The organism is Pseudomonas sp. IT-196MI5, assembly GCF_949767415.1.
Lineage (GTDB): Bacteria > Pseudomonadota > Gammaproteobacteria > Pseudomonadales > Pseudomonadaceae > Aquipseudomonas.
Map to the genome: position 1 here is coordinate 1 of NZ_CATKPZ010000016.1, position 12,022 is coordinate 12,022.

Annotated in this window: 9 protein-coding genes; 6 read left to right on the forward strand and 3 right to left on the reverse strand. The window is 60.7% G+C overall.

Annotated features, from left to right (window positions below; all coding sequences use genetic code 11):
• Positions 1-1,305, reverse strand: a 1,305-nt coding sequence (locus ACM6IK_RS12805; protein WP_414874631.1) for a retention module-containing protein, incomplete at its 3' end; no start/stop codon positions are given.
• Between the two features lie 588 nt (positions 1,306-1,893).
• Between ACM6IK_RS12805 and ACM6IK_RS12810 the strand changes: the two genes are divergently transcribed.
• The 3 genes from ACM6IK_RS12810 to ACM6IK_RS12820 all read left to right on the forward strand — a co-directional run bounded on the left by ACM6IK_RS12810 (position 1,894) and on the right by ACM6IK_RS12820 (position 6,920).
• Positions 1,894-3,258: a TolC family outer membrane protein gene (locus ACM6IK_RS12810; protein WP_414874632.1), complete on the forward strand. Its 1,365-nt coding sequence runs from the start codon at positions 1,894-1,896 to the stop codon at positions 3,256-3,258.
• Between the two features lie 137 nt (positions 3,259-3,395).
• On the forward strand, positions 3,396-5,555 hold the full coding sequence (locus tag ACM6IK_RS12815) for a type I secretion system permease/ATPase (protein WP_414874633.1): 2,160 nt from the start codon (positions 3,396-3,398) through the stop codon (positions 5,553-5,555).
• 9 nt (positions 5,556-5,564) lie between these two features.
• Positions 5,565-6,920, forward strand: coding sequence for an HlyD family type I secretion periplasmic adaptor subunit (locus ACM6IK_RS12820; protein ID WP_414874634.1), 1,356 nt, complete (start codon positions 5,565-5,567; stop codon positions 6,918-6,920).
• Between the two features lie 149 nt (positions 6,921-7,069).
• Here ACM6IK_RS12820 and ACM6IK_RS12825 read toward each other — a convergent pair whose 3' ends face one another.
• Positions 7,070-7,666, reverse strand: coding sequence for a tRNA-uridine aminocarboxypropyltransferase (locus ACM6IK_RS12825; RefSeq protein WP_414874635.1), 597 nt, complete (start codon positions 7,664-7,666; stop codon positions 7,070-7,072).
• Between the two features lie 4 nt (positions 7,667-7,670).
• Positions 7,671-8,564, reverse strand: a complete 894-nt coding sequence (locus ACM6IK_RS12830) for a LysR family transcriptional regulator (protein WP_007972518.1) — start codon at positions 8,562-8,564, stop codon at positions 7,671-7,673.
• A 350-nt stretch (positions 8,565-8,914) separates the two neighbouring features.
• Here ACM6IK_RS12830 and speB point away from each other — a divergent pair, with 350 nt between their 5' ends.
• From speB to ACM6IK_RS12845, 3 genes are read left to right on the forward strand one after another with little or no spacing between them, the layout of a single operon-like run.
• Positions 8,915-9,865: an agmatinase gene (gene speB, locus ACM6IK_RS12835; RefSeq protein ID WP_414874636.1), complete on the forward strand. Its 951-nt coding sequence runs from the start codon at positions 8,915-8,917 to the stop codon at positions 9,863-9,865.
• A 9-nt stretch (positions 9,866-9,874) separates the two neighbouring features.
• Entirely contained in the window at positions 9,875-10,297 is a 423-nt protein-coding gene (locus ACM6IK_RS12840; RefSeq protein WP_414874637.1) for a YybH family protein, read from the forward strand.
• Positions 10,298-10,352: 55 nt separating this feature from the next.
• Complete coding sequence (locus ACM6IK_RS12845) at positions 10,353-11,864, forward strand: purine-cytosine permease family protein (RefSeq protein ID WP_414874638.1); 1,512 nt, start codon at positions 10,353-10,355, stop codon at positions 11,862-11,864.
• Positions 11,865-12,022 lie beyond the last annotated feature (158 nt).

A 12,022-nucleotide genomic window follows, 5' to 3' on the forward strand; every position in this document is an offset into this window, starting at 1 on the left:
AACCAGGTTCGCGGTGCTGCTGTCGCCATCGGCGTCCGTCAGCGTATAGGTGAAGGTTTCGGTGCCGTCGCCACCGCCGTGCAGGGCTTTGAAGTCGGCATCGCTGGTGTTGAGGGTATAGGTGTAACTGCCGTTGGCATTCAGCACCAGGGTGCCGTAGGTGCCGGTGAAGGTGCCGGGGGTGATCGGCCCGGCGCTTTCACCGAGCGTCACGCGGTCGGCGCCTTGCACGTCGTTGCTCAGCACGTTGCCGTTGAGGGTCAGCAGGGTTTCCGAGGCGGTGCCATTATTGTCATCGACTGCTTTGGGCACGTCGTCGATGATGCTGATATTCAGCGTACCGGTAATGCTGTCGCCATTGCTGTTGCTGGCCACCACGGTGACGTGTTCGGCAAGACTATTGGCACCCTCGCCGCTTGCGTGGGTTTCGGCACGGTTGAGGGTGTAGCTGTAACTGACCACGCCCGTGGCCGGGTTGTAACTGGTGACGGTCAGTGTGCCGCCCAGCGGGGAGGTGATCGACTGCGGGAAACCTGCCGCCACGCCGCCGCTGATCAAGTTGATCCCACCGATGCTGAGGCTGCTCAGCCCGTCTGGCGCGTTGATGGTGAAGGTGCCGCTTCGCGTCAGCGAGTCTGCGTTCCTCGCCGAACCGTCGGCCAGGTTGGCTTCATTGACGGTCCGCTCGCCGTTCTGCTCCGACAGGCCGTCGAAGGTGACCGGATTATTCGGCACCTGCGCAACCACCGGCGGCACCACAGGAGCATCGTCCGCTACAACATTATTATCCGGATTGGCGTTCAGGCGTTCTTCGGGAAGTTCAGGAATGCCATTGAAACCGGCAGTGGGGAAGCCGATGATCGGATCGACTCGCCCGCCCACTTCTTCGAGCAGAACGAAACCATGACCACTGCCCTGGAGGCCGCCTGGTACACCGGTCGTCGTGGCAGGCCCGGCAGCGGTGGCTTCAGCGGTCTGGGTCGGGTCGTCGCCGACCGCAATGGCTTTTTGCAGTTGTTCGACATCCGTCAGCTGCGCTTGGCTCGGCGTCACCGCCTCGGACGACTCCACATGGGGAATCTGATTGGCGAGCAGCTGCGGGGTCATCTGCATGCTACTGCCGCGCCCGAGGGTCAGTTCCTGGCCATTTTGCAGATGCACCGCCACCGCGCCTTCGGCGCCGGTGCTCAGTTGGTCGCCGGCGAACAACCGGTCCCCTTCGACCAACGCACGCCGGGTGCCGTCGCTCGCAACTGCGAACACCTGACCGATGACCTTACTGACAATACCGATGAGCGTAGCCATGTGCACTTCCTCCGCTGCCAACCGCTGTCGGCAGCTTGTTTGTGCGAAGAACGTGCTCACGGCTCAAGCGGGTTGTCTGGCGGATCGTGTTTCAGGTACCGGTTTACGTGAGTAAGCCGTGGCCCCGGCAACGATCTCGCCCAGCCAGTCGCTCACGGCGCTGTTTACGATTTTGGGGAAAACCCTCTGCAATCAACGGCATCGGATCCCTGTGCGCAACAACGTTGCCTGTGAGCAATGCGTAACGATCTTGAATCACTCGAGTGACAAAAAACCGTCGCCACCAGATCGCTCGCCTCCCTCCCCTCCAGCACTTCTCCGCTCTATGTCGATAAGTGGATTGGAACTTTCCTTAAACCCTGCAGAGCGCCCAAGAGCTCATAAAACAAGGGCTTTCGAATTGAACAATGTGCTGGATTTTGCAGGGCGCATAAGTTTTTTTTTGCATAACCGTTATGAAAAAAATTTCTTAGCTACGCTCCAGAATGTTCTTAGCTCTTTTGTTAAAGATGTGAAACAACCTTAACTATAAATGTCGTCAAATAATTGGCGAATGATAAGCACCATCAGGAATCAGGGAGATGCAACATGCGCCTATTAACCCCCCTCTGCAGCGCGGTTCTCTGGGCTATGGCCTGCTCGTCCCAGGTTCAGGCCATGACGCTGACCGATGCGATCCAGAGCACCATCGCGACCCACCCGGAGCTGGCATCACGGGTAGACAGCCGTCTGTCGGCGGATGAGGACGTGAAGGTCGCCAAAGGGGGCTTTTATCCATCGGTTGATTTGAACGCTGCCTACGGGCGCGCGTACAGCGATAACACCAATACCCGGGCGCTCACCCCCAGCGGGCACAACACTGAAACCTTGAACTACACCCAGTCGGAATTGCGCCTGCGGCAAATGCTCTTCGACGGGTTCAACACTGCCAATGAAGTCGATCGCACCAAGGGCGTAGTCAACTCACGGGCCTATTACGCTCAGGGGACGGCTCAGGATCTGGCCTTGCGCACCACTGAGGTTTACCTCGACGTGCTCAAGCGTCGCGAACTGGTGACACTGGCCAAGAACAACCTGCAAGCGCACTTGCGGGTCAATGACCAGATCGGCCTGCGCACCCAGCGCGGCGTAGGCAGCAATGCCGATGCCGACCAGTCCGCGGCTCGCCGGGCACTGGCAGAAAACAACCTCGACACCGCCGAAGTCGATCTGGCTGACGCCGAGTCGAACTTCTACGCCGTTGTGGGGCGCATGCCCGATGAACTCGAAACCCCGCCGTCGATTCGCGGCGAAGTCCCCACGTCACTGCCCGAAGCCCAGCAGAGCATGGTGGAAAACAACCCTTACCTGAAATCCGCACAGGCCGACGTGCAATCGGCCGAAAGCCAGTACGAAGTCGCCAAGTCGCCATTCTACCCACGCCTCGACGCCGAGGCTGCCGTGGGCGCGAACAACAACGTGCAGGGAGATGAAGGCCACGACAATGAATGGCGGGTCGGCGTGATCATGAACTACAACCTGTTCCGCGGCGGCAGTGACAAGGCGCGCCTGGCCTCCGACTCGCACAAGATCAACCAGGCCATGGACATCCGTAACAACGCCCTGCGCCAGCTCAACGAGAACATTCACCTGGCCTGGAACGCCATGGTCAATGCCAAGAAACAAACCCCGACCGCCCGTGAATACGCCGACACCAGCAAACGCGTACGCATCGCCTACCAGGATCAGTTCGGCCTCGGTCAACGGACCCTGCTGGACCTGCTCGACAGTGAAAACGAACTCTACAATGCCAACCGTCGCTACACCGAAGTGCGCTACACCGAAGAGTTTTCGATGTACCGAGTCCTGGCGAACATGGGCCAGTTGTTGAGCAAACAACGGGTCGTACTGCCCGCCGACGCGATCGCCCAGACCGAAGTGAAAAACGAAGCTCGTCTGCCTGAAATGAAATAACTGTAGGAGCTGCCGCAGGCTGCGATCTTTTGACTTTGCTTTTGAGCAATCAATATCAAAAGATCGCAGCCTGCGGCAGCTCCTACAGTGAGATATGCAGATATCTGTCAATTGCCGTAGAGCAACGGGAGCGTTCAATGACCAGCATGGAACCCGGCAACACCGGTGTCGATCCACGCCTGAGCTTCGACGACCCGCTTCTGGACGGTCTACTGATCCTCTGCAAACTCCACGGCGCGACGGTCAGTCGCGCCAGCCTGAGTGCCGGGCTGCCCATGGCACACCAACGCCTGAGCCTGGACCTGCTGCCCCGTGCAGCGGCCCGGGCCGGTTTACAGGCGCGCTTGCTGCGCCGTGACCTCAAAGACATCTCCCCGCTCAATCTGCCCGTGCTGCTATTGCTCGACAACGGCCGCACGGCCGTCCTGCGCCGTTATGGCGAGGACGGCAAGGTGCTGATCCTGCCCAGCGAAGCCGACGGCGGCGAACAATGGCTCAGCCTTGAGGAACTGGCCGAACACTACAGTGGCCAGGCATTGTTTGCCCGGCCACGCCACGAACTCGAAGACCTGCGCTCGCCGTTGGTGCCACGGGTGCAGGCCTGGTTTCGCGATACGCTGAAGCTGTCGAAATGGTTGTACAGCGATGCGATCCTGGCGAGCTTCCTGATCAACCTGCTGGGATTGATGGTGCCGCTGTTCGTGATGCAGACCTACGACCGCGTAGTGCCGAACCAGGCCACTTCGACCTTGTGGGTGCTGACGATCGGTCTGCTGATCGGCACCGCGTTCGAACTGGTACTGCGGGTCGTGCGCGCGCACTTGCTGGATTCTGCCGGCAAGAAAACCGACGTGATCCTGTCGGCCACCCTGTTCGAGCGCATCACCGGCATGGCGATGAAAGCGCGGCCGGCGACCATCGGTGGCTTCGCCCAAAGCATTCATGACTTCCAGGGACTGCGCGAATTTCTCACCGCTGTGACCCTCACCAGCCTGATCGACCTGCCCTTCTGCCTGCTGATGCTGCTGGTGATCGGCCTGCTCGGTGGCTGGCTGGTGGTGATCCCGATACTGGCGTTTCCCATCACTATCATCTTCGCCATGGTGATCCAGGTGCGCCTGCGCGACACCGTACAGAAAAGCCTCAGCCTCGGCGCCGAACGCCAGGCACTGTTGATCGAAACCCTCAGCGGCCTGGAAACCCTCAAGGCCTGCAGCGCCGAAAGCGAACGCCAGCACAAATGGGAAAGCACCCACGGCGCCCTCACCCGCCTCGACAGCCACGCGCGCAACCTCTCGGCCCTGGCCACCAACGGCACGCTGTTCATCCAGCAACTGTCCGGCATGGCGACCATCGTCGCCGGGGTCTACAGCATCATTGCCGGCAACCTCAGCGTCGGTGCCCTGGTGGCCAGCTACATGCTCGGCAGTCGGGTGCTGGCGCCCCTGGGGCAGATCGCCGGCCTGATCACCCGCTACCAGCAAGCGCAACTGACCATGAAAAGCACCGACGCGCTAATGAGCCTGCCCCAGGAACGCGACGCCAAACAACGGCCGCTGGAGCGCACCCAACTGCAAGGCGCGCTGGATGTTGTCGGCGTAACCTTCCACTACAACGGCCAGAGCTCTCCCGCCCTGGCCAATGTCAGTTTCAGTGTGAAACCCGGCGAGCGCATCGGCATCATCGGCCGCAGCGGCTCAGGCAAAAGCACCCTGGCGCGACTGGTGATGGGCTTCTATGAACCGGATGAAGGCCAGTTGCTGCTCGATGGCCTGGATCTGCGGCAACTGGACGTCGCCGACCTGCGCCATCAAATCGGTTACGTCGCCCACGACCTGCCGCTGCTGGCCGGCAGCCTGCGCGACAACCTGACCCTCGGCGCGCGCTACATCAGTGACTCACGCATGCTTGAAGTGGCGGAAATGACCGGGGTCACCGAGCTGGCCCGGCAACATCCGCAAGGCTTCGACCGGCCCGTGGGCGAACGTGGGCAACTGCTGTCCGGCGGCCAGCGCCAGGCGGTATTGATGGCCCGGGCGATGTTGCTCGACCCGCCGATCATGCTGCTCGACGAGCCTACCAGCGCCATGGACAACAGCAGCGAAGACGTCCTGCGGCAAAAACTCCACGACTGGGTCCAGGGCAAAACCATCCTGCTGGTGACCCACCGCACCTCGATGCTGAGCCTGGTGGACCGGTTGGTGGTGCTGGACAGCGGACGGATCGTCGCCGACGGTCCGAAAGAAGCGGTCATCGATGCACTGCGCAAGGGCCGTGTCGGCTCTGCGGCCGTCTAGGAGTCGCTCATGTCTGCCGATCAGGGATCCCGTGGCTACTTCGACAGTTTCAACAAAAGTGCCGAAACCGAGTTCATGCCGGAAACCGCCGGTGCGTCGTTGCAGGATTCGCCGCGCGGGTCGCGAATCACCGTGTGGCTGGCCGCCGCGCTGGTGATCAGCGCAGTGGTCTGGGCCAAATTCGCCGTGTTGCAGGAAGTGACCATGGGCGAAGGCAAGGCGATTCCGTCGAGCAAAGTCCAGGTGATCCAAAACCTGGAGGGCGGCATCGTCACTGAAATTTTCGTCCGTGAAGGACAAATGGTGAACAAGGGCGACACCCTGCTGCGCCTGGATGACACCCGCTATCTGTCGAACAAGGGCGAAAGCGAAGCCGATCGCTATGCCTTGACCGCACAAGTCGAACGGCTTTCGGCCGAAGCCGAAGGCCGGCCATTCAAATTGTCAGAAGAAGTGATCGCCAAGGCTCCGCAAGTGGCCGAAGACGAGCGCTCGCTGTACGAGCAGCGGCAACGCCGACTGGCCAGCGAGCAGCGCACCCTGACCGAGCAACTTCGGCAAAAAACCCAGGAATTGGCGGAATTCCGCTCGAAGCAGGGGCAGTTCAGCTCCAGCCTGGCGCTGCTGCAACAGGAAATGAACATGTCCACACCGCTGGTGGGCACCGGTGCGGTGTCACCGGTGGAAATCCTGCGCCTCAAACGCAGCGCGGTGGAGATTCGCGGCTCGCTGAATGCCACCACCCTGGCCATTCCCCGCGCGGAATCGGCGATCAACGAGATCAAAAGCAAGATCGACGAGTCAGAGCAAACCTTCCGCTCGGAGGCCGCCAAAGAGCTGAACGAGAAACGCACCGACCTGTCGAAAATCACCGCATCGAGCATCGCCATCGACGACCGCGTGACCCGTACCACCGTGGTCTCCCCGGTTCACGGCATCATCAAGGTGTTGAAGGTCAACACCATCGGCGGCGTGGTCCAGCCCGGCAGCGACATGGTGGAAATCGTGCCGCTGGAAGACAACCTGCTGATCGAAGCCAAGGTGCGGCCACAGGACGTTGCATTCCTGCATCCGGGCCAGAAAGCCATGGTCAAGTTCAGTGCCTACGACTACACCATTTACGGCGGCCTGAGCGCCAAACTGGAGTTGATCGGCGCCGACACCATCACCGATGACAAGGGCAACAGTTTCTATCTGATTCAGGTGCGTACCGACAAAAACCATTTGGGCGGGGATGTGAAACCGCTGCTGATCATCCCGGGGATGGTGGCGACGGTGGACATCATTACCGGGGAGAAAACGGTGCTGGATTACTTGCTTAAACCGGTGTTGAAAGCGCGGACCGAGGCGATGCGGGAAAGGTAGTAACCATTCAAGATCCATTGTGATTGTTCCACCGCTATCGCGAGCAGGCTCGCTCCCACAGGGGATTTTCGGTGGTTTCAAAAATTGTGTTCACCGAAGAACCAATGTGGGAGCGAGCCTGCTCGCGATGGGGCCCGTATAAACAACAACTATTTCGCACCATGGTTACGCTGAAAAACCTCCTCCCCCATCGCCGCAATCTGCCCCTCGATCAACGCTTCGAACGGTTTCAACAGCGGCGCAAACGAAGTCGGCGCTTCAAGGGTTTCAAGCGCTTGCACAATCGCCTCCACCGTCGACAACGCTCCCGGCCCCGGCGCCTTGCGCAGCCGATAACGGGACACACCGCCTTCGGCCAGCGTCACCCTCGGCAACGCCGCCAGCAGCGGGTTGAGGTGCAACATCTTGCGCGCCTTGCGCCAGGTGCCGTCCGGGACCACCAGCAACAGCGGTTCGTCTGTCGCGGCACAGGCCTGCATCGGCTGGGCATCTTCGCCGGGAAACAGCAACCGCGCCCGATACCCCGGCTGACTCAACAGCGTCGGCAAATCCTCGAACACCTCCCCCACGATCAACTCGGCATTGTTCAAGCCCAACGCCGCCAGCCGCGCCGTATTCAGCGCATGGCTCACTTCGCTCGGATGCTGCAACAGCAACACCCGGGTGCGGCTGTCGAGGCTCGGGATCAATGGGCACAGGCAGTGGCTTTGCGGGCGCAGGCAGCGCGGGCACTGGATTCTGGACATCTTCTCAGGCCTGATTCAGTTGGGCTTTAAGCAAATCGCGGAACGTCTGGATCAGCGGCTCGCGGCTACGCCCCCGACGAACGATCATCGAGAACGGCGCCTGATAACCAAAGGTCGCCGGCAGCAACACCCGCAAGTCACCCTTGTCGGCCCAGGCCTGGGCGTAGTGCTCCGGCAGGTAACCGATGTAGGCGCCGGACAGCACCAGAATCAACTGGGCTTCCATACTTTCCACGGTCGCGGCACTGTGTTTGAAGCCGTGACGCGCCAGTTCAGCCTGGCTCCAGTAGCCACGGCCAACCATGCGCTGCTGGGTGATGACTTGCTCGGGAATGCGCCGCTCGTTGAACAGTGGATGCCGCGTGCTGCAATACAACCAGTGTTGTTCACGGTACAGCGGCATGTACACCAGGCCGCTCATGCGCGTGGAAAACGCGCCGATGGCCAGGTCGAGACGGTTGTCCTGCACGCCGAGTTGCAGTTCATAGGGACTCATGACCGAAAGATGCAAATGCACGGCCGGGTGTTCCTGGCTGTAGGCGCCGATGGCTTCGGCGAACGGCAGGGCCTTGTCGCTGACCGTGGAGTCGATTACCCCGAGATTCAAGGTACCGCGCAACTCACCCTTGAGGGCGGCGGCGTACTGCTCGAAGCCTTCGAGCTCGCCCAACAGGCGCAGGGTTTCCTGATGGAACAGCTCGCCCTTGCTGGTCAGGCTGAAACCGCCACGACCACGATGGCACAGCACCAGGCCAAGGGCCGCTTCGAGCTGGCTCATGTAGGTGCTGATGGCCGACGTCGAGAGATTGAGCTCCTGCTGGGCGTTGGCGAAGCCCTGATGGCGCACCACGCTGACGAAGATGCGCAACAGTTTCAGGTCGGGTAAAGCGTTGGCCATGGAAATGCTCCGATCTCGGGGTAACGCACACTGCTGAAGGTAATGAAGATCATTGTGGGAGCGAGCTTGCTCGCGATAGCGGTGGGTCAGTCAATCTTGATGTTGACTGACACTCCCTCATCGCGAGCAAGCTCGCTCCCACAGGTATTGCACAACTCATCACATTGAAACGTGAGGCAACAAGTCTATCCCCGCCTCCGCCATTAGTTTAGAAAAATCTGAACTAAGTATTTGCCCGTAGCGATTCTTCCCGGCCACTACATTTCGCAGAATCGGCACCACAGGGTTCGCCCGTATTCCCGTTTACGGCTTACCTGAATAATTAAAACAACGACGATGAGGCCCTACCCGTGGACAAGATTCTTCACCAGCCACTGGGCGGCAACGAAATGCCGCGCTTCGGCGGCATCGCCACCATGATGCGACTCCCCCATTTGAATACCGCTGCCGGCCTGGACGCTGCCTTCGTAGGTGTGCCACTGGACATCGGTACCTCGCTGCGCCCTGGCACCCGTTTCGGGCCTCGCGAAATCCGCGCTGAATCGGTCATGATCCGCCCGTACAACATGGCCACCGGTGCTGCACCATTCGACTCGCTGTCGGTTGCCGACATTGGCGACATCGCAATCAACACCTTCAACTTGCTGGATGCCGTACGGATCATCGAAGAAGCCTACGACAACATCCTCGAACACGATGTGATCCCCCTGACCCTGGGCGGCGACCACACCATCACCCTGCCGATCCTGCGTGCCATCCATAAGAAGCACGGCAAGGTCGGCCTGGTGCACATCGACGCTCACGCCGATGTGAACGATCACATGTTCGGCGAGAAAATCGCCCACGGCACCACCTTCCGTCGCGCCGTTGAAGAAGGCCTGCTGGATCCGGACCGTGTCGTACAGATTGGCCTGCGCGCCCAGGGCTACACCGCTGACGACTTCAACTGGAGCCGCAACCAGGGCTTCCGTGTGGTTCAGGCCGAAGAGTGCTGGCACAAATCGCTGGAGCCCTTGATGGCTGAAGTCCGCGAGAAAGTCGGCGGCGGTCCTGTCTACCTCAGCTTCGACATCGACGGCATCGACCCGGCATGGGCTCCTGGCACCGGCACCCCGGAAATCGGTGGCCTGACGACCATTCAGGCGATCGAGATCGTCCGTGGCTGCCAAGGCCTCGACCTGGTCGGTTGCGATCTGGTAGAAGTCTCGCCCGCTTACGACACCACCGGTAACACCTCACTGCTGGCCGCCAACCTGCTGTACGAAATGCTCTGCGTACTGCCTGGTGTAGTCCATCGCTGAGGATCGGTCATGAACGAACGTGATCAGGTGCTGAAAGCCGCCGCCGATCTGGTGTCCGCTTTTGCCCGTAACGATCGCGAAGCCTACTTCGGTGCGTTCAGTGCCGATGCCAGCTTCGTCTTCTACACCCTCGAACAGCCCCTGCTGTCACGCGACGCCTATCAGGCGATGTGGGACGGCTGGCGCGCCGAGGATGGCTTCGAGGTGCTCTCATGCACCTCGAGCAACGCTTTCGTCAGCCTGCAGGGTGACGTGGCGATTTTCATCCATGACGTAGCCACCGAGCTGCGCATGCAAGGGGAGCAGCACTTTAGCCAGGAGCGCGAGACGATTGTTTTCAAGAAACAAGCGTCTGGCCAAGAACAACAAGGCCTATGGCTGGCCTGCCACGAACATTTGTCCGCGATGCCGGAAGGGCTGCCACCCCCTTAGCCAACACAGGTGACGCTCACGCACGATGAGCGCGCCTTTATGATCGGAGCTGATCATGAATAACAACAACAACGACCAAAGCCTTACGCAAATTGAAACCCACGGGGTCGAACAGATCCCGGACAACGAACGCACCGCAGGTCCGACGGACTTGTTCCGGATGATCTTCGGTGGCTCCAACACCTTCGCCACCGCCGTCCTCGGCAGCTTCCCCGTACTGTTCGGCCTGTCTTTCCAGGCGGGCGTCTGGGCGATTGTGCTGGGCGTATTGCTGGGTTCGCTGATCCTCGCACCCATGGGCCTGTTCGGCCCGATCAATGGCACGAACAACGCCGTATCTTCCGGTGCGCACTTCGGCGTGCACGGGCGGATCGTCGGTTCGTTCCTGTCACTGTTGACCGCCATCGCCTTCTTCTCGCTCTCGGTATGGAGTTCGGGCGATGCGCTGATCGGTGGCGCCAAACGCCTGATCGGCCTGCCGGAGACCGACCTGACCCTGGGCCTGGCCTACGGCCTGTTCGCGATTCTGGTACTGACTGTGTGCATCTATGGCTTTCGTTTTCTGCTGTGGGTCAACAAGATCGCGGTGTGGAGCGCCAGCCTGCTGTTCCTGCTGGGTGTCTTCGCCTTCGCCGGTCCCTTCGATGCAAACTACGCCGGCACCGTCAACATGGGCCAACCCGGTTTCTGGGCTGCCTTTATCGGTGCTGCGCTGGTGGCCATGAGCAACCCGATTTCCTTCGGTGCGTTCCTCGGCGACTGGTCGCGCTACATTCCGCGTGACACCTCCAAGCGCCGCATCATGGCAGCGGTGGTGATTTCACAGATCGCAACGTCTATCCCGTTCCTGTTCGGCCTGACCACCGCCACCATCGTAGCGATCAAGGCGCCGGACTACATCGCGGCCAACAACTATGTCGGCGGCCTGCTGGCAGTATCGCCGAGCTGGTTCTTCCTGCCGGTATGCCTGATCGCGGTGATCGGTGGCATGTCCACCGGCACCACTTCGCTGTACGGCACCGGCCTGGACATGTCCAGCGTGTTCCCGCGTGTACTGTCGCGGGTCAAGGCCACGCTGCTGATCGGTGTGATGTCGATTGCCTTCATCTTCATCGGGCGCTTCGCGGCCAACCTGGTGCAGAGCGTGTCGACCTTCGCCGTGCTGATCATCACCTGCACCACCCCGTGGATGGTGATCATGATCATCGGCCTGCTGGTGCGTCGCGGCTTCTACTGCCCGGATGACCTGCAAGTGTTCACCCGCGGCGAGAAAGGTGGCCGCTACTGGTTCACCCACGGCTGGAACTGGCGTGGCCTGGGCGCCTGGATCCCGAGCGCGGCCGTCGGCCTGTGCTTCGTGAACCTGCCGGGGCAGTTTGTCGGGCCGTTGGGCGAAATGGCCGGTGGTATCGACATCAGCCTGCCAGTGACCCTGGGCCTGGCCTCGGTGGTGTACCTGGCGCTGCTGAGCCTGTTCCCGGAAGCGAGCGCAGTGTTCGGTCCGAACGACCCTCGCAGCCAGAGCACGGATTCGCTCGCTAAACCGGTACTCCGTCAGACAGCCTGACGCAGACACCCTGTGGGAGCGAGCTTGCTCCGGGCGGCGTTCCGACGATGAGGGCGGCACATTCGCCATCAATGTGACCGACACACCGCTATCGCGAGCAAGCTCGCTCCCACACAGAGCAGCTCCACAGAACCACTTTTGTTTCACATAAAAAAGAC